This window comes from Shewanella waksmanii (genome assembly GCF_043643685.1).
Taxonomy (GTDB): domain Bacteria; phylum Pseudomonadota; class Gammaproteobacteria; order Enterobacterales; family Shewanellaceae; genus Shewanella; species Shewanella waksmanii_A.
Genome location: NZ_JBHZSN010000012.1, coordinates 60,680 through 79,468, shown reverse-complemented (window position 1 = coordinate 79,468; position 18,789 = coordinate 60,680). Strand labels below are relative to the sequence as shown.

At 43.4% G+C, this 18,789-nt stretch carries 19 protein-coding genes; 2 read left to right on the top strand and 17 right to left on the bottom strand.

Going from position 1 to position 18,789, the window contains the following annotated elements; genetic code table 11:
* Nucleotides 1-211 precede the first annotated feature (211 nt).
* Entirely contained in the window at nucleotides 212-1,672 is a 1,461-nt protein-coding gene (locus ACHUFW_RS17265; protein ID WP_394204745.1) for an aminoacyl-histidine dipeptidase, read from the top strand.
* Nucleotides 1,673-1,757: 85 nt separating this feature from the next.
* On the opposite strand, the gene ACHUFW_RS17260 is transcribed toward ACHUFW_RS17265, so the two are convergent.
* From ACHUFW_RS17260 to ACHUFW_RS17245, 4 genes are all read right to left on the bottom strand, one after another.
* Entirely contained in the window at nucleotides 1,758-2,213 is a 456-nt protein-coding gene (locus ACHUFW_RS17260; protein ID WP_394204743.1) for a hypothetical protein, read from the bottom strand.
* Complete coding sequence (locus tag ACHUFW_RS17255) at nucleotides 2,200-2,532, bottom strand: hypothetical protein (RefSeq protein ID WP_394204741.1); 333 nt, start codon at nucleotides 2,530-2,532, stop codon at nucleotides 2,200-2,202. The genes ACHUFW_RS17260 and ACHUFW_RS17255 overlap by 14 nt, the downstream gene beginning before the upstream one ends.
* Before the next feature lie 174 nt (nucleotides 2,533-2,706).
* Entirely contained in the window at nucleotides 2,707-2,910 is a 204-nt protein-coding gene (locus tag ACHUFW_RS17250; RefSeq protein ID WP_394204740.1) for a hypothetical protein, read from the bottom strand.
* Nucleotides 2,911-2,966: 56 nt separating this feature from the next.
* The gene (locus tag ACHUFW_RS17245; RefSeq protein WP_394204738.1) at nucleotides 2,967-3,416 is read right to left on the bottom strand and encodes a GNAT family N-acetyltransferase; all 450 of its coding nucleotides are present in this window, start codon (nucleotides 3,414-3,416) and stop codon (nucleotides 2,967-2,969) included.
* A 636-nt stretch (nucleotides 3,417-4,052) separates the two neighbouring features.
* Between ACHUFW_RS17245 and ACHUFW_RS17240 the strand changes: the two genes are divergently transcribed.
* Nucleotides 4,053-5,435, top strand: coding sequence for a serine hydrolase (locus ACHUFW_RS17240; RefSeq protein ID WP_394204736.1), 1,383 nt, complete (start codon nucleotides 4,053-4,055; stop codon nucleotides 5,433-5,435).
* 210 nt (nucleotides 5,436-5,645) lie between these two features.
* Here ACHUFW_RS17240 and ACHUFW_RS17235 read toward each other — a convergent pair whose 3' ends face one another.
* The 13 genes from ACHUFW_RS17235 to ACHUFW_RS17175 all read right to left on the bottom strand — a co-directional run bounded on the left by ACHUFW_RS17235 (nucleotide 5,646) and on the right by ACHUFW_RS17175 (nucleotide 18,241).
* A complete protein-coding gene (locus ACHUFW_RS17235; RefSeq protein ID WP_394204734.1) occupies nucleotides 5,646-6,074 on the bottom strand; it encodes a GNAT family N-acetyltransferase in 429 nt (142 codons plus the stop codon).
* Nucleotides 6,075-6,153: 79 nt separating this feature from the next.
* Nucleotides 6,154-7,230 carry a DNA polymerase IV gene (gene dinB / locus ACHUFW_RS17230; protein WP_394204733.1) on the bottom strand — a complete coding sequence of 359 codons (1,077 nt, stop codon included), beginning with the start codon at nucleotides 7,228-7,230 and terminating at the stop codon, nucleotides 6,154-6,156.
* A 235-nt stretch (nucleotides 7,231-7,465) separates the two neighbouring features.
* Nucleotides 7,466-9,475, bottom strand: a complete 2,010-nt coding sequence (locus ACHUFW_RS17225; protein ID WP_394204731.1) for a methyl-accepting chemotaxis protein — start codon at nucleotides 9,473-9,475, stop codon at nucleotides 7,466-7,468.
* Between the two features lie 277 nt (nucleotides 9,476-9,752).
* The gene (bfr, locus tag ACHUFW_RS17220; protein WP_394204729.1) at nucleotides 9,753-10,220 is read right to left on the bottom strand and encodes a bacterioferritin; all 468 of its coding nucleotides are present in this window, start codon (nucleotides 10,218-10,220) and stop codon (nucleotides 9,753-9,755) included.
* Nucleotides 10,221-10,227: 7 nt separating this feature from the next.
* On the bottom strand, nucleotides 10,228-10,701 hold the full coding sequence (bfr, locus tag ACHUFW_RS17215; protein ID WP_394204727.1) for a bacterioferritin: 474 nt from the start codon (nucleotides 10,699-10,701) through the stop codon (nucleotides 10,228-10,230).
* Nucleotides 10,702-10,906: 205 nt separating this feature from the next.
* On the bottom strand, nucleotides 10,907-11,131 hold the full coding sequence (nqrM, locus tag ACHUFW_RS17210; protein WP_394204726.1) for a (Na+)-NQR maturation NqrM: 225 nt from the start codon (nucleotides 11,129-11,131) through the stop codon (nucleotides 10,907-10,909).
* Between the two features lie 137 nt (nucleotides 11,132-11,268).
* Nucleotides 11,269-12,282, bottom strand: a complete 1,014-nt coding sequence (locus ACHUFW_RS17205; protein ID WP_394204724.1) for an FAD:protein FMN transferase — start codon at nucleotides 12,280-12,282, stop codon at nucleotides 11,269-11,271.
* A 96-nt stretch (nucleotides 12,283-12,378) separates the two neighbouring features.
* Nucleotides 12,379-13,626: an NADH:ubiquinone reductase (Na(+)-transporting) subunit F gene (gene nqrF, locus ACHUFW_RS17200; protein WP_394204722.1), complete on the bottom strand. Its 1,248-nt coding sequence runs from the start codon at nucleotides 13,624-13,626 to the stop codon at nucleotides 12,379-12,381.
* A 45-nt stretch (nucleotides 13,627-13,671) separates the two neighbouring features.
* Nucleotides 13,672-14,280: an NADH:ubiquinone reductase (Na(+)-transporting) subunit E gene (nqrE, locus tag ACHUFW_RS17195; protein WP_028774476.1), complete on the bottom strand. Its 609-nt coding sequence runs from the start codon at nucleotides 14,278-14,280 to the stop codon at nucleotides 13,672-13,674.
* Nucleotides 14,281-14,285: 5 nt separating this feature from the next.
* Nucleotides 14,286-14,918: an NADH:ubiquinone reductase (Na(+)-transporting) subunit D gene (locus tag ACHUFW_RS17190; RefSeq protein ID WP_394204720.1), complete on the bottom strand. Its 633-nt coding sequence runs from the start codon at nucleotides 14,916-14,918 to the stop codon at nucleotides 14,286-14,288.
* The gene (locus ACHUFW_RS17185; RefSeq protein ID WP_394204718.1) at nucleotides 14,918-15,715 is read right to left on the bottom strand and encodes a Na(+)-translocating NADH-quinone reductase subunit C; all 798 of its coding nucleotides are present in this window, start codon (nucleotides 15,713-15,715) and stop codon (nucleotides 14,918-14,920) included. The genes ACHUFW_RS17190 and ACHUFW_RS17185 overlap by 1 nt, the downstream gene beginning before the upstream one ends.
* Nucleotides 15,708-16,907, bottom strand: coding sequence for an NADH:ubiquinone reductase (Na(+)-transporting) subunit B (locus tag ACHUFW_RS17180; RefSeq protein ID WP_394204717.1), 1,200 nt, complete (start codon nucleotides 16,905-16,907; stop codon nucleotides 15,708-15,710). The genes ACHUFW_RS17185 and ACHUFW_RS17180 overlap by 8 nt, the downstream gene beginning before the upstream one ends.
* Nucleotides 16,907-18,241, bottom strand: coding sequence for a Na(+)-translocating NADH-quinone reductase subunit A (locus ACHUFW_RS17175; protein WP_394204715.1), 1,335 nt, complete (start codon nucleotides 18,239-18,241; stop codon nucleotides 16,907-16,909). The genes ACHUFW_RS17180 and ACHUFW_RS17175 overlap by 1 nt, the downstream gene beginning before the upstream one ends.
* Between the last annotated feature and the right edge of the window lie 548 nt (nucleotides 18,242-18,789).

Sequence of the window (18,789 nt, the reverse complement as noted above, 5' to 3'; positions counted from 1 at the left end):
CTTATGCTTGTGTCTTTTATAATAATTGCTGTGCATTATTCACCGTATTAACCATAAAGCCAACTGCTTTTATGGGCATCTTTTCAGCAGTTGGCAACTTAGTATGACAGTTAACACCAAACGCCTTCTACCCTTGGCCTCCACTCGCCTCATACTGTGATAGACTAAGTCAAATTTGACCTCGTTATCGCTTTAAATAGGGGAGTTATCTGTGACCACATTAAGTCAATTACAACCACAACCACTTTGGCAATGGTTTGAACAGATCTGCGCAATACCACATCCATCAAAACATGAACAAGCACTTAGCAGCTACATCCAAAACTGGGCGAAAGAAAAGCAGCTAGACATCGTTGAAGATAAAGTCGGTAACCTCATCATTAAAAAGCCTGCGACTGCAGGTATGGAAAACCGTAAAACTGTTGCTCTGCAAGCCCATATTGATATGGTGCCACAGAAAAATGCCGACAAAGTCCATGATTTCGAAAAGGACCCCATTGAAGCATACGTTGACGGCGATTGGGTAAAAGCGAAAGGCACTACCTTAGGTGCTGATAATGGTATTGGTATGGCGTCAGCACTGGCAGTATTAGGCAGCGACACCATTAGCCATGGTCCGCTTGAAGTATTACTAACCATTGATGAAGAAGCTGGTATGACTGGCGCCTTTGGTCTAGAAGCTGGTTATTTGGATGCTGATATCCTCATTAACACAGACTCTGAGCAAGAGGGTGAAATTTACATGGGTTGTGCGGGTGGCGTGGATGCTCAAATCAGCCTACCACTAGTATGGCAAGCGCCAGAGCCAAGCAACCAAACTTTTAACCTTGCACTATCTGGTCTTAAAGGCGGCCACTCGGGTGTTAACATTCACCTTGGCCGCGGTAACGCCAACAAACTACTGGCGCGTTTCCTATTTGACCACGCCAATGAGCTGGCCATTGAGCTCACCGCATTTAGCGGCGGTTCTTTGCGTAACGCCATTCCACGTGAAGCCAACGTCAGCTTTATGATCCCAAGCGACAATGTTGACCGCCTACACGCCTTGATTGAGTCATACACCCAATTGGTACGTGAAGAGCTCGCCATTGCCGACCCAGATATGCAGATGACACTAACCGCAACAGATGCTGCCACTCAAGTCATGAGTGAAGCGACTCAAGATAGTCTACTGAACCTACTCAATGCTGCCCCAAATGGTGTGATCCGCATGAGCGATGAAGTAGAAGGTGTGACTGAAACTTCATTAAATGTCGGTGTGATCAGCACTGAAACAGAATCTGTTGAAGTGTTATGCCTAATTCGTTCGTTGATAGATTCGGGTCGTGAACAAGTTGAAGGTACCTTAACTGCTCTGAGTCGTTTAGCAGGAGCTGAAGTGGAATTCAGTGGGGCTTACCCAGGCTGGAAACCAGACAATAGCTCACCAGTCATGGCAATTGTCAGAGACACTTACGAAGCCATCTACCACAAAGAGCCTGTGATCATGGTGATCCACGCTGGACTTGAATGTGGGCTATTTAAAAAGCCATACCCAGATATGGACATGGTATCGATTGGCCCCACCATCCGCTACCCACATAGCCCAGATGAAAAAGTATTAATTGAGACAGTCGACCAATACTGGAAGCTACTACTCGCTGTGCTAGAGCGTATTCCAGCTAAGAGCTAACTTAGCCAAACAATAAAACACCTTTAAGTTAACAAAACGCCGATAATTCCTATCGGCGTTTTTTATTACAACAAAAAATTGTCATTTACTTTGAAATTAGGTCATCAATCTCGTCAAATAAATCGAGTAAGTTAATCTCAAGGCTTTTACCTTCAACTGCCTTTATAAAGTCGTTACGGAAATCTAGCGGAAGCCTTTGAAACTTCTCTTCCTTGGCAATCATTTCTAAAGACAAATATTGGAGCTTTAAACTATCAAGGTTAAAAGAAGAGCTTTGCAAAGCATGTGCGAGTGAGATTAACTCTGAGCGAGCTGAGCAGTCTACAATGCGCTTGTCTTTTAAATAAAAAATACTCACAGCGACTTCATCACGTTTAAACCTTTTTAAATCAGCAGCCATGACTGGCTGTTTTTGTTTTTCAAGTCTAATACAATCTGAAACTTTTAATTCATACTCGCTATAATGCTTTGGCTGCGCTACAACATCGAAACTCATTACTACTACACCAAATATAAGGCTTTGCAATCTAGCGTGTTTCATTATAAACACACCTCCAAAATTTCAACTCATTTTGCGAAAGTTCACTTGATTTTAAAATTACCATTTCGCCAGCAATGTCACTTGTTTTGCGCCTAAGAATAGGCCTGGAGGAAGCCATAGCCTTACCGAGCAAATCGAAATCAGTCGTCTTTATTTTGTAGGATGCAGATACAGGTCCATTTTTGGTAAAAATATCATTCAGCACAGAAAGCCCTAATGTAATAGTTAACCAATTTGCTCGCTTGGTTAACTCTCTCATTTCTCGTATCGCTTCTTTACTTTCCGAACCAAATCGTAGGCCATCAATTAAACAGGTCATACTTCCTCCTTGAATACCTTATCAACGCAGCAAATAAATCCTTTTATAAGCTATAACTTAGTTAGTTTCTATCTCAAAAAAACTAACATACTACCTATTAATTACTATCCCCCAAAAGTATCTCCATTGTAATTCTTAAATGCCTTTTTCTCATGAATTACCCTATAAAATAAACTAGGAATTTTCTCGAGACCCAGAAGTCATTAACCACTTTGAGGTGTAACCTGCGCTAGCAAACAGAAAAACCACCCCAGCTAACCAAGGTAAGCCTCCTTCCCAGCCCGTCCATTTGATTTGCGCAAAACCAAACACAAAGATGTACGCCACAATCCCCCAAACCAATACCACACTCAGTAAACTTCCAAATTGTGAAGACATAACTTTCCTTTGTTTATATCTAAGGGCGTTACCAAGCACGTAACGCCTTACTTTAATTAAGTGGTCAGTGCTTTTGATAGGCAAATTGAACGGCTTACACCAATATATTTGCCATACGCACATGATTCTGAATATGAATGACGCGTATAGAAATTAACTGCTTTTTCATTAACTCGACGTGTCGATAACACCGCTTTTCTATAGCCTTTTTCAATTGCATACTTTTCAAGCTGATGAAGTAGATAGGTTCCAGCGCCTGATTTATTTGAGTACATTCGCTTAAGCTCACAAACTTCAACTTGATGATATCGAAACACACCACAGGCCACAGCTTTACCATTTTGATAAACCACAATACATCCATCTGTGGATGGTTCAAAGGCGTCAGCTGAAAATGAGCTTTCACCAGAATCACTGGTGATGTCGCTAAGGGATGAGTTTAGCTCAGTAATAAGCCGTATAAAATCACTATGGTTGGGTGCTACTTTGATACTTTCGAACTTCATTGTTGCTGTGCTACTCACATTTAACGAGTTTAAGTTTGTTAGGTGAAATCATCCGTATATCTTCGCTACGTTGAATAACTTCGCCATTTTGAATAACTAAATGCTACTCGGACTAAAAGTTACTTTTACTAAATGCTGCTCGGACTAAAAGCTACTTTCACGAAATGCTACTCGGACTAAAAGTCACTCTGCGTAACTTCTCCACCTTGAGTAGCTTCACCATTATGAGAAACGTAATTCCAAACTAGGGGCACTTTGCAGCTAATCCTTGACCATCCAGCCCAAGGGGTATTCAGCAGGTAGCAAAGAGTATCACCCTCTATTTTACGCTGCGTTTATCATAATAATATTAGCAACTTAACAGAACATCACTTTTTCTACAATCGCTCATTAGATAGGGAAAAACAAGACGTTTTTGCTAAGCGGCCATGGATGGTATCAAGCATTCCTCTGCTGCATCAGTACATACCACGCCGGTATACGACACTTCTACCTATTAATTACTGGCCACTTCCACTAGCAATCACTAAATCCAACATAAAAGTTTAGTAAAACAAACTTGGTTACTCTGTCATCAACCTAAATTTGATGCCTCGCCTTGAGCATATTGACTCAAGTAGCAGCTAAGGAGCCATGATGAAGAAAACCACATTAGCACTATCGTTGTTTGTGACCGCAAGTGTCAGTGCGACCACTAGCTACCATCAACCTGATGAACAGATGATAAATAATTTAGCACCTTATTCTGTTGAAGTGGCTGAATGGGAAAAAGCGCAAAATATGCGCTTTGTCATGGCTGACGCTCACTTGTATCACCACTATGCACTAGTACAACCAAAACAAAAAATGCCAATGAAAGTGGTTGGCGGTTTTGACCCAGCGAAAATGATGGTCGATGATATTAGACCCAATAAACAGATCTCTATGTATAACGTCATGCGTGACCGCGCTGCGATTCAGTCCTATGTGATCATGAACAAGCACGGCGAAATCATTGCCGAAGACTATTGGTCTAACACTGAGCCGACCACGCAACATCACATAATGAGTGCCCACAAATCATTTAGCTCAATGTTAGCTTTTGCTGTGGCTGAAGCAGGATATTTCTCGATGGCGGACCCTATTGGTAAACATGTACCGGAAATGCGTGGTACCCAATTTGAAAACGTAAGTATTCAGCACTTCAGTGATATGACAGCTGGTATCTGGGATCTGCCTAAATCAAGGGAGAACTATCATAACTGGGGTATGGATGGCTTAACTACTGGCTCATGGGATTCGGCAATGGCGGTATCAGTCGGCTATAACGGGCTGGTCAAAAATGAGCAAGGACAGTTAGTGCCCCCAACCGACGCCTATGGTCAACTCAATGATTTTTCTGAGTGGCTACAGATGTTTGTTAAGCAAGTTAAACCCGCTGCACCTGCTGGCGAGTTTTATGCTTATCGCGATGTCAATACGGAAATGCTAGGCCGTGTTGTTGTCAATACCACTGGCCTACCCTACGCTGAAGCCTTCGACAAGTTTATTTGGTCTAAAGGTGGCTTCAACCACCCAGTGAGCTTCTTTGTCAACCAACAAAAAGAGTCCGCTGCATCAGGTTCAATGAATGTGACAGCAAGAGATTTTGCACTTGGCGCTTACCTAATGGTTAACGAAGGTAAAAACTGGCTAGGTGAGCAAGTGATCCCTAAAGCCTATATTGATGCGGTTAAACAAGGCGATGACGTTGTCAAACAAGCCTGGGATAAGCGTGAATATGAGGCAAAAGTTTATCCTCAGGCATTTTATAAAAACCAATGGCGTACCGTCACAGACCCACAATCCGGTCGCACGTTCTCAACCATGATTGGCGTCAATGGTAACTTCTCAGCGTTTGAGCATGAAAGCGGCAATATTATTGCCCTACAGGGGGCCTATAGAGAGCCTACAGGTTTTGCTTATGTACAAGTTTATGTTCGAGATGTCATTCAGCCGATCTTCGCTCAACTGCGTCTTCAGCAACAAGCGAAACAGTAATACCAATCGGCATAAAATAGCCTGCGCGGTTAAAACGTCTGAACAAAAAAGCCAGCACTTAGCTGGCTTTTTTGGGCATAGTCACCTTTCCTGATTAAATCTTGCTCTGGTAAAGCTGCCTGGCCAAACGCATTTTAACGCGCAAGTGACAGGTGGCGAGTTGTTACCACCTAGTCAGCTAAGCAATCTCGCGCTCAACAAGCAATAAAGCTAACGACCTAATGGTTTTCTCAAGCCGATGCGGCTATAACCTTTGGGGAAATCTTCGAATCGCGTGAACTCACTGTAGCCTAGGCTCAAATAAAAACCGGGCGCTTGCCAGCTTTGCGTCCATAACCATAACCCTGATAACTGCTGCTCGATGGCATAAGACTCGGCAGTTTGCATTAATTGCTTACCGATGCCCGTACCGCGGCCAACCTCATCGACCCACAGTTCATCAATATAAAGCCAATCCCATAATAATTGTCCAGTAAGAGCGGCAATCAACTTACCCTGCTCATCAACTAGCGTCCAATTAAGCCAATCGCACTCATAGTCCGGGGCTTGTTGCGCTTGACTGTGACGCTCAAAACCCGCTGATAGCTGCAGTTTTATCTCAGAGTCTAATTTGCCTGGTGAAAATTTAATGTTTGTCACTGCCAGCTCCATAATGACGTTAAAAAACGGTTGTGGTAATAAGGCGTTTAAACCAACACCCTAATTAAATAACCTAGTATCAGAAGCCTAGGTCTAACTGCGGCGTAGGCGCACTAATTTGCTGGGGCGAGTTCGACGCACTTGCCAACCCCACTGAAACCCCCAATAAGCGGATTCCACGGCCTTCTCGGCGATCCATTGCTTGCTCTAGCAGTTGATAAAATAAGTTAACTGACACCTCATCGCTACGATGCTCAATAGTCGTTTGCTTAAAGTCGTCAAACTTCAACTTAACCACTTGTTTATGTATCGGTCGTGATTTAGCACTGCGGGTAACTCGCGCACCAAGCTCTTGAATAAGCTGCGGCATCACCGCTTTGCACTGCTCTAAGGTATGGATATCTTTAGCAAGCGTCGTCTCCACGCCAACAGATTTACGCTCACGATGGGTTGATAATGCTCTTGGGTCTATGCCTTGAGCACGTTCAATCAGCACATGACCAAATTTACCAAAACGCTGAATAAGGGTTTCATGATTGTAATTTTGTACATCCTCACAAGTGAGCAGCCCCATCTGCTCAAGTTTGCTTGCCGTCACTTTACCCACGCCCGGGATTTTAATCAGCGGTAAGCTTTTAACAAACTCAGGGATCATCTCCGGGGTAATGACAAACTGGCCATTGGGCTTATTCAGATCAGAAGCAATTTTAGCCAGAAACTTAACCGGTGCGATCCCCGCTGAGGCCGTGAGTCCTGTTACCTCAAAAATCTCCTGTCTAATCGCCTCTGCAATTAACGTCGCTGAGCCACGATGTAGCTGACAATCAGTAACATCAAGATAGGCTTCATCAAGGGATAAAGGTTCAATCAAGTCGGTGTAACGTTCAAACACTTGGCGAATTTGTGCCGAAGCCTGCTTGTAGACATCCATGCGCCCTGGTACCAAAATTAAATCTGGACACAGTCGCAATGCATAAGCGGACGCCATTGCTGAACGCACGCCAAATTGTCTCGCTTCATAGTTGCAGGTGCTAATCACCCCACGTCGATCGCTACGTCCACCCACTGCGATCGGTTTGCCACGCAACTCTGGAAAGTCACGCATCTCCACCGCTGCATAAAAGCAGTCCATATCGACATGAATTATTTTTCGCACTGGGCACCTCCAAGTTTAAATATACTGTACATTTAAACAGTGCTCAACCAAGAAGTGGGCCAATGGCAAGTTTTTAGCTGCAAACGTGATATGCAAGCAAGCTAACTAGATAAGGATCGCGAAAAATAGGCTTAGCAAAACTCGTTTCAAACCGTTATTAAAAGCAGAGCATTAAGCAGAAAAAAAAGCAGCCTCATGGGCTGCTTTTTGTCGCGATAATACCAAGTGTTGAACGTTAAACTTTAAACTGCTGGATATTCTCAGACAAAGCAACCGTCACTTGCTGGAACTCCCTTAAGTTTTCAGTTAAGGCTTCGCTTGAAGCCAGTGACTCGTCAGATAGTCCACGTACATTTTCAACATTACAAGCCACCTCTTCAGCAACAACCGCTTGCTGACCAATAGCAGAAGTGATCTCGATAGTCTGTTGCTGAATCGCAGAGATCGCACTAGAAATACTGCTTAGCGCCCCTTCAACCTGTGTGGTTAGATCCTGACCAATATTAGCTTGCTCTACGCCAGATTCCATCACTTGCTCAGCTTCAAGCGCATTTTGTTGCAAGGTTTGAATAATCTCTTGAATATTGGCAGTTGAATCTTGGGTTCGAGAAGCCAACGTTCTCACTTCATCTGCAACTACCGCAAAACCTCGCCCTTGCTCTCCGGCTCGCGCCGCCTCAATGGCCGCATTCAATGCCAATAGGTTAGTTTGCTCAGCAATGCCACGAATAACACTGAGCACTTCACCAATCTGCTCAGAACTGGTTCTTAAATGTCTCACCACCCCTGCAGCTTCTATCACTTGCTGTGACAGAGACGCCATGCCTTGGCTAGCTTTGGCAACAATGGCTGTGCCAGCCGATGATTCAGATTCCGCCTGTTCAGCAAACTTAGCGGCACGCTGGGCACTGTTAGCCATCTCTTGTGAAGTGTGTGCCATTTCAGTTGCAGCTGTCGCTACAGAAGCAATTTCTTGTTTCTGTTTAGAGACGCTTACCAATGCTTGCTCACACACTGAAACCGCATTCTCAACGCCTACATCGACTTTTTCCGTCAGGCTCTGAGTCTGCTGCAACATGGTTTGTACTTTCACTGCAAACTGATTAAAGGCATCGCCTAACTGGCCGAGCTCATCTTCACGCTGCATATGAATCCGCTTAGAGAGATCGCTGTCACCTTCCGCGATATCTTTCATGGCATCAAGCAGTTTATTAATTTGTGCTCTAAAGGGAATTAACATTAACCAAACGGTCGCACCGACTAACAACATAATGCCGATGGCTAGAATCGTTGCACTCCAGGCTGCTTCATCCACAGGAGCTTCAATCACATCCATAGGTAACATGAAACCTAGATACCAACGTTGCTCAGGGTAATCCGCACCCACACTGACATAACTAACACGTTGCTCAACGCCTTTATAGGTGACGTTACCAAACCCAGCACTGCCACTGCCATGGCGTGCCATTTGCTGTGCTAATTCGCCAAAACCTTGGGTCTGATTAAACTGAGTATCGACTTTTCTCGCATCGGTACCTGGTGGAAATGACTCCGTAAACCCTGGGAAATAAACGAGCTTACCGCCTTCTGTGATCAGAAAAGCTTGTCCTTGACCTTGATACTTAAGGCTTGCCAGTAATTCACTACCAATGGTATCAATCAAAATATCCATACCACCGATACCGATAAACTGACCTTGAGCGTTACGGATCACCGACTTAACCGTGGCCGAAATCGAACCATCATTGGCGTCTACGGCAGGATCAGTGACATACATACCATTGATATCAATGCCCTCTTGCCACCAAGGACGCTTATTGGTGAAATAATTGGCATCGTTGTAGCGGCCATTTAAATCAAAGTACTCAAACGTATTGGCCGAGCCAAAAAATACCGACTTAATATCACTATCAGTATCTGAGAAGTGACGGAAAAACTTCACCACATTTTGATATTGAGGGTCATTATCAATGTTACTTAAGCGGCTATTGTATTGGCTAAACCAATCAACCACTTCAGGGGAGGAAAATATCGAATCAACCAATTTGGCTTTAGTGAGGAAGTAGCTGCTGACTTCGTGGGATTTAAGGGTAACTAGGCTAGATAAGTCGGTGTCAATTTGCTTTCGAGTTCGATCACTTTCTGCGCTAACCAAATAGGCCGACACCAATACTAACAAAACAGCTAATGCACCTACTATGGCGACGACCAACTGTAAGCTTAATGAGCGTTTAATCAGTCCCATTACATGTCCTTATTTATCATTATTCTTATACAATCAACCTATTAATCTACCAGATTTCAATTTAGATTTAATCGTGAAATGTGACCGCTCGCACAAATAAGTAGGATGCATCACCACTAACGGGTAATACAGTACATTGAATTAAAAAAGAGGTAATTAACAATACAAAGACAATAATACAGGGGCAAAAACAGTGTATATCGCAGAGTAAAAACACAAAAATCGCACCCTGTACATTGGCTTGAACAAGATGCGATTTAGGTTGGCAAAGCGCTAACTACATTTTCGTTTGTAGGTAGTTCTGTAACCCAATCTTGTCGATAAGCCCCAATTGCTTTTCTAACCAATACATATGATCAGATTCGGTTTCATCCAAAAGCACTTCCAAGATCTCTCTGGTTTGATAATCTTGCTTGCTTTCACACAGCGCAATAGCTTTACGCAGGTTATCCGCCACCATGTATTCGTACTCGAGATCATTTTTAAGCATCTCTGCTGGCGTCTTACCAATTTTCAATGGTTCACGGCTAGCCACGTCTGGCGTACCGCCTAAAAACAAAATGCGCTGGACTAGCTTTGCAGCATGTTCTTTCTCATCATCTGATTCATGGGAAATGCGTGCATGTAGTTGCTCTAGTCCCCAATCTTCATACATAAGACCATGGACAAAGTACTGATCCATTGCCGAAAGTTCACCAGTCAACAAACCGTTTAGTGTATCAATAACCTCTTGATTACCTTTCATCTCGATCTTAGTCCTTATCCATTTGTGATTGTAAGTAGTTTTGAATACCTGTCATGCCAATAAGCTCTTGCTGCGCATCGACCCAATCCAAGTGTTCTTCTTCATCATCAAGCAACTTTTCTAATAGTTCACGGCTAACATAGTCTTGTGCTTGTTCGCACACTGCAATAGCGGCTTTTAGCTGAGGGATTTGTTGTTCTAGCAACGCTTTATCACAAGCCAACATCTCTTCGCTATGCTCACCAATACGCAACTTTTCAAGTTGTTGTAGGTTGGGCAAGCCCTCAAGAAACAAAATACGCTCAATTAACTTGTCAGCATGTTTCATATCTTGAATCGACTTTTTGTAGGCGCGCTCATTCAGCTCACCAAGTCCCCAATTCTTGAACATACGTGCATGTAAAAAATACTGGTTAATCGCGGTTAACTCGACGGTTAACACTTTATTGAGCTGAGCGATAACGGTTGGCTCGCCTTTCATGTTGCTCTCCCTTTGAAAATTGATCTAAATCAAAAAGCAGAATAATACACTTTTCACTAAAAAACAAATTTTCCTTTTATTACAACCACTTAATAATGATAAGCGTTAGCGTTTACAATTAGACCTTGTTAAAGTAGTGGCACTTTCGACCAAATTAAAGGCACAAAAAAAGCACCCGTAGGTGCTTTTTATCCGCAATTGCCCGTTACAAAATACGGTCTTTGGTTAGTTTTTCATTGCGCTCTGCTTCTTCAGCCATACGCGCTTTACGCTTATCACATGGATCATCACAGTCACAGGCTTTATCGATACCTAACGCACCTAGCCCGCCACAACTACCAGCAACCGCTTTACGCTTAATAATGTAGCCTATCGACATCAAAACAAAGAACAGCAATAACACGACAAATGCTGCAATAAAGGTGCTCATGTTAACTCTCCAATCTAACTTTCGCCGCCTAGCTAAGTTAAAAGTAATATTTGGCGCTAATCTTTATCGTTCCGTAACATTGTTAACGCTTTATGCTTCACATTATACACGGTTCAAACTCTGAGATCATTGCTCACTTAGTTGACGTAAGGTTTGAACGCATCGCTATAATGCACTTTAAAACCATCTGCTTGTTTTTCGATGAGCATAATGGCGAGCTGTTCTTCTTTAGCCAGTTGCAGTGACTTCTCAACCCCTAACACCATTAGTGCCGTGGCATAGCCATCAGCCACCATAGATTGAGGATGCAATACAGTAACTGAAGCGAGATGGTGATCAATCGGGTAGCCATCACGAGGATCGATCAGATGAGAAAAACGTCGCCCTTCTTCTTCATAATAATTACGGTAATCACCCGATGTAGCCATCGCCACATTACCAGGCTCTATCACTAACTGTACTTGACGCTCATCCACATCGGGCTGTTCAATCGCAACTCGCCATGGGGTGTCATCTGCTTTAACCCCATAAAGGCTTAACTCACCGCCAATCTCGACCAAATAACCTTTAGGTTGATAGCGGCTCAAAATTTGCGCGACTTTATCAACCCCAAAGCCCTTAGCTATTGATGATAAGTCAACATATAAATCTGGGATTGCTTTTCTTAGCTTTAAACCGTCTAAATGCAAATGCTCGATACCAGTCTTTGCTTTAGTGGTATCAATCAAGGTTTGCGATGGAATGGAGGTGGGACGTTTATCAGGACCAAATCCCCAAAGGTTAACTAGCGGACCTAAGGTGATATCCAATGCGCCGTCAGTTTTATGATATAAATCGATTCCTTCTTGAATCACCAATGCGGTATCAGCTGATACCGTCACAGTTTCATTAAGACGCAACTGATTAAATTTCGATAATTCGGAATTGTTACGATAAGTCGACATTTGATTGTTGATTTGCTCTAACGCTAAATCAATTTCAGCCTGCAACAATTGCTGATTAGGCACACGTTCACCCGGTACCATCTTAATATGATAAGTGGTGCCCATGGTTTCACCACTGAGTGAAATCAGTTTTGGCTGTTGCCCACATGCTGAAATAAAAAAGGTTAGCCCAACGAGGACTAACCGATTTGTTAAGGCCTTAATCATATGACCAATATCCTTTATAACGCTAAAACTACAGATGACAGCCTTATCGATAAGGCTGTCATTTATTTGCGTAGATACTATCTAAGCCGTAGCAGATTATCCACCGAAATCATCAAGTAGGATGTTTTCGTCTTCGACACCTAAGTCTTTAAGCATACCGATAACTGCTGCATTCATCATTGGTGGGCCACACATATAGAATTCACAATCTTCTGGTGCCTCATGATCACGTAGGTAGTTCTCATAAAGTACGTTGTGAATGAAGCCAGTATAGCCGTCCCAGTTATCTTCAGGCTGTGGATCAGACAGAGCAACATGCCACTGGAAGTTATCATTGGTTGCTGCTAGGCCATCGAAATCTTCTACATAGAACATTTCACGCTTAGAACGCGCACCGTACCAGAAGCTCATCTTACGCTTAGAATTTAGACGCTTAAGCTGATCAAAGATGTGTGAACGCATTGGTGCCATACCTGCACCACCACCAACAAACACCATTTCTGCGTCAGTTTCTTTAGCGAAGAACTCACCAAATGGACCAGAAATCGTCACTTTATCACCCGCTTTTAGGCTCCAAATAAATGAAGACATCTTACCGCAAGGTAGAGACAGATTACGTGGAGGCGGCGTTGCAATACGTACGTTAAGCATGATGATACCTTCCTCTTCAGGATAGTTCGCCATCGAGTATGCACGGATTGTTTCTTCGTCTACTTTAGATTCTAACTTGAAGAAGCCAAAGTGTTCCCAGTCGCCACGGTACTCTTCAGGTACGTCGAAGTCAGCGTACTTAACGTGATGCGCAGGGGCTTCAATCTGAATGTAACCACCAGCACGGAACGGTACTGATTCACCATCAGGAATCTGTAGCTTAAGCTCTTTAATGAAAGTGGCTTTGTTATCGTTAGAGATAACTTCACATTCCCACTTTTTAATACCAAAGATCTCTTCTTCAAGCTCGATTTCCATGTCGCTTTTCACGTTTACCTGACAAGATAAACGGCAACCACCACGGGCATCGCCTTTAGAGATATGGTCTAGCTCTGTTGGCAAAATATCGCCGCCACCAGACTTAACGATTACTTTACACTGACCACAAGAGCCACCGCCACCACAGGCGCTTGACACGAAAATACCGTTGTCAGCAAGCGCGCCAAGTAGCTTTCCGCCTGCGCCAGTTTTAATTGCTTTATCAGCATCATCATTAATGCCAATAGTAATATCACCACTTGGTACTAACTTTGATTTGGCGAACAAAATAACCAAAACCAAAACCAATACAATCGCGGTAAACATAGTCACACCGAGATATACATCGATTGGTGTAGATTCAAGAATACCCATTAACTTATCCTTTAAGGTTCAAATTAAGATGTCGTTATGTGCCTCTTAAAGAGACACACCTGAAAACGACATGAAACCTAGAGCCATCAAACCAGCAGTAATAAAGGTAATACCTAAACCACGCAGTCCGTCAGGTACATCAGCGTATTTCATCTTCTCACGGATACCAGCTAGCAATACCACAGCCAATGCCCAACCAATACCTGAACCGATACCAAACACTAAGCTCTCGCCTAGGTTGTAGTCACGTTCAACCATGAAGGATACCGCACCAAAAATTGCGCAGTTTACTGTGATAAGTGGTAAGAAGATCCCCAATGCGTTGTATAGCGGTGGGAAATACTTATCTAACGTCATTTCAAGAATTTGAACTAGCGCTGCAATCACACCGATGAAGGTAATGAACTTAAGGAAGCTCAAATCTGCATCTGGTACGCCAGCCCAAGCTAATGCACCTGGTGCAAGTAGGCCTTGATAAATAATTTGGTTAACAGGAACTGAAATAGCCAGTACCACAATAACCGCAACACCTAAGCCCATCGCAGTGGTCACTTTCTTCGATACCGCAAGGAAGGTACACATCCCAAGGAAGAAAGATAGGGCCATGTTTTCAATGAAAACAGAACGAATTAATAGACTAATATAATGTTCCATTGTGCTTACCCTTTTGCTTCTACTTGATCAGGCTTCATCGTACGGATGATCCAAATCAGAATACCGATTAGGAAGAACGCACTTGGAGGAAGCAACAATAGACCGTTTGGCTGATACCAACCGCCATCAGAAATCTTGCTTAAGATTTCAATACCAAATAGCGAGCCGTTACCAAAGAGTTCACGAACGAAACCGACCGCAATCAAAATCGCACCATAACCTAAGCCGTTACCTATACCATCCATCATACTCATCATAGGTGGTGTTTTCATGGCATAGGCTTCTGCACGGCCCATCACGATACAGTTAGTAATAATCAAACCAACGAATACCGACAGCTGCTTTGCAACATCATAGGCATAAGCTTGCAGCACTTGGTCTACCACGATTACCAATGACGCAATAATAGTCATTTGTACGATAATACGAACACTGCTCGGAATATGATTACGAATTAACGAAATAAACAAGTTTGAAAACGCGCAAACCGCAGTCAGTGCAATTGTCATTACAACCGCAGTTTCCATCTTACTGGTTACTGCCAATGCACTACATACGCCCAGAATTTGCAGGGCAATTGGGTTATTGCTAATAATCGGTCCTGTTAAGACCTCTTTTAACTCTTTAGCGTTAGCCATTATCCTAGCCCTCCGTTGCGAGCTTTCTCGATAAAGGGAGCGAAGCCCTCTTCACCTAACCAGAACTCAAGCGAGTTTTGAACACCGTTACCGGTTAGCGTGGCACCAGAAAGTGCATCAACACCGTGTTCAGAAGCGGCAACAGCTGGGTTTTTAGTTACGCTGATAGCTAAATCGCCATTTGCGTCATACAGCTTTTTACCTTTCCACTTAGCAATCCACAGTGGGTTTTGTACTTCACCACCTAGACCCGGAGTTTCACCCGCGCCGGTAAAGTCGTAATAAACCAAACTACGAATTGTATTTAAGTCGGCTTCTACCGCTAAGAAAGCAAACATGGTAGACCATAGGCCGTAACCTTTAACCGGAATAATCACGGTTGCAAGCTCACCACTATCATCTTTAACTAAATAGATAACACCTTGATTTGCAACACGCTTAACTGAAGCGATATCATTCTTTGGTTTGAATGATGTCGCTGGAGTACGAGCAGCTTTTTCAACATCAAATGTGTTGCCATCTACACCGTCAACCCAGTCGCCTGTCTTTAGATCAACGACTTTAGCTTCAACATACTTGTTATAAGCATTGATGATCTCAGTGCGCTCAACTTTGCCAGCCTTAGTATCAATAAGACCAGCGGCTTCAAGGATATACTTTTGCTTATCAAGCAGTTTGTTTTCTTGTTGGGTTGGCTTTAGTAGTACCGCAGCAGTTGATACCGCCACTGAACATACAAAACATAAACCAACAACAATGAATAATGTTCTTGCGAACGACTCTTTATTACTAGCCACGAGCAATCCTCCGCTTGATATTCGCTTGAACCACAAAATGGTCGAACAGTGGTGCAAATAGGTTGGCAAACAGGATGGCCAACATCATGCCTTCTGGGAATGCAGGGTTGATGACACGAATGAATACTGCCATCGCACCAATCAAGATACCGTATGCCCACTTCGCTTGGTTAGTGAATGAAGCAGAAACCGGATCCGTTGCCATGAACATCATACCGAATGCAAATCCACCCAAAACAAAGTGCCAGTACCAAGGCATTGCAAACATTGGGTTGGTGTCACTACCGATTAGGTTAAGTAGCATTGATACGGCAATCATACCGACCATTACACCACCGACGATGCGCCATGAAGCGATACGGGTATAAATGATAACTAGACCACCCAATAGGATTGCGGCAGTTGATACTTCACCAACAGAGCCTGGAATGAAACCGAAGAACGCATCCCACCAATCTTGAGTAAAGCCATACTCCAATGTACCTTGTGCCGCTTGGCTTAGTGCAGTTGCACCTGAATAGCCGTCAGCCACAACCCAAGTTGTGTCACCAGACATACTTAGCGGGTAAGCAAAGAATAGGAACGCACGACCCGCCAACGCAGGGTTAAGGAAGTTACGTCCTGTACCACCAAAGATCTCTTTAGCGACAACAACACCGAAGGTAATACCTAGTGCCACCATCCATAAAGGAATCGTTGCCGGTAGTGTCAATGCGAATAGCACTGAAGTAACAAAGAAACCTTCATTAACTTCATGGCCACGTACCGAGGCAAACAAGACTTCCCATATACCACCGACCACGAAGGTCACTGCATATATTGGTAAGAAGAAACAGGCACCGTACCACATAAGGGCTGGAATACCTGAAGCGGCGGTCAATTCGGTACCGAATAGGCCAAATAGCGCCACTTGCCATGTATCAGGTGTTGGGAAGCCAGCAGCCAATTGAATTTGTGCTTGCAAACCTACGTTGTACATACCCACAAACATTGCTGGGAAGGTACACGCCCAAACCGTGATCATCATACGCTTAAGATCGATATTATCACGAACGTGAGTGCGACCTTTGTTAACATGACCGGGTGTATAAAATACTGTGTATGCTGCTTCAAAAAGCGCATACCACTTCTCGTATTTACCGCCTTTTTCAAATTGCGGCTCAATACCTTTGAAAAACTCTTTCAAGCCCATTAGCCTTCCCTCACAATCGTGTCTAAGCAATCACGCAGATAAGACGCATAGTCATATTTGCCAGGACATACGAATGTACATAGTGCCAAATCTTCTTCATCCAACTCTAACGCACCTAAGGTAGCGGCACCGTCAATATCACCAGACACTAAGTCACGTAATAACATGGTCGGCAAAATATCCAACGGCATAACACGCTCGTAGTTACCAATCGGTACCATGGCACGATCAGAACCACCTGTGCTGGTAGTCATGTTGAACAAACGAGAAGGTGATAAATGTGCAAGGAATGCACGTGTAATTGAGTACTTTTGTGCGCCAGGCATCGCCCAACCGAAGAACTCTTGATTACGGCCTTCTTCAAGTAGTGAAACTTGATTATGGAAGCGACCGATAAAGGCATGGGCACCTTCTGCGGTTTTACCATTTAAGATAGAACCAGAAACCACACGAACATCGCCGTCAGCAGATTCGTTAGCCACTAACTCAGCGGTAGATGCACCGACATGAGTACGCACTAAGCGAGGTTTAACTGCCTTAGGGCCAGCTACTGCAACAACACGCTGCGTGGTAAGCTCACCTGTGGTAAATAAATGACCGATTGCAATCACATCTTGATAGCCAACATGCCAAACTGTGCGTTTTGCAGAAGCTGACATTAGGAAGTGGATATGCGTACCAACCAGACCTGCTGGGTGTGGGCCGGCAAATTCTTCAACTTGCGCATTAGCCGTTGGCATATCAGTCCCTGGTGCTTTACAAAGGTAAACTTTACCTTCAGTAAGACGTGATAGGACTTTTAATCCATTAGCGAACTCATCTTTATGCTCGTTAATAATAACGGCAGGATCAGCTGCTAGCGGATTGGTATCAATTGCGGTAACAAAGATGCCGGCATTGGTAGAATCAATGGCAGGCGCTTTACTGAATGGACGCGTTCTTAGCGTTGTCCATAACCCTGATTCAACAAGGTTATCGCGAACAAGCTGCTGGTCTAGCGACTCTAAAGCACTAGCTTCGTATTTCGCAAACGAGATGCTGTCATCCCCTGCTACTTCGATAACTACTGACTGAAGAACGCGCTGAGCGCCTCGGTTAATTTCTGAAATTGTGCCACTGGCTAAAGCAGTATATTTAACGCCTGGATTCTTTTTATCTTCGAAAAGAACCTGACCTTTTTGCACTTTATCGCCCACTTTGATCTTCATCGTAGGACGTAAGCCAATATACTCTTCACCCAAAGTAGCTACATGTTTAATGGCTGGGCCATCATGGATAACTTGCTCTGGTCCGCCCGTTATAGGCAAGTCCAACCCTTTCTTTATTGTAATCATATCCACAAGCACTACGTTATGAAGGAAAGATAATGCGTCGCGTTCCTGCTTTATTTACGACAGGTTTTAAACAAAGCCTATCGTATTGAGCTAGCGCAGATTTATTACAGAAATGCGATCGCAATCACGCTGGTCGGGCGCATTTTACCGTAAATGTCACCTTATCGCTACGAAAAATACGTGTGTTTTAAAAGGTTATTGGGGATTTTAACAATGAGAAACAGATCACAATGTCAGGAAATGTTTGATTCAGACACATCTAAAGCTTTTCAGTTGCCTGACCTATCAGGCTTATAGGCGTTTTTAAAGATCAATAGGACAATTGTTAACAACTATTTTTGGTAATTTTTTCACAGGGCTAACCGCTCAAAAAAACACCACTCAAGCTTATGCAATAAATTTATATATTAGCATTAAAGTGTCATATTTTAGCTTAAGAGGCCATTAATACAGGTTTCACTGTATAACAACAGGGTAATTTATCCAGGGTGCACATTAAGCGCAAGCTAATATTCAATTGTATGTTTAAAACAAAATTGACGATTTAA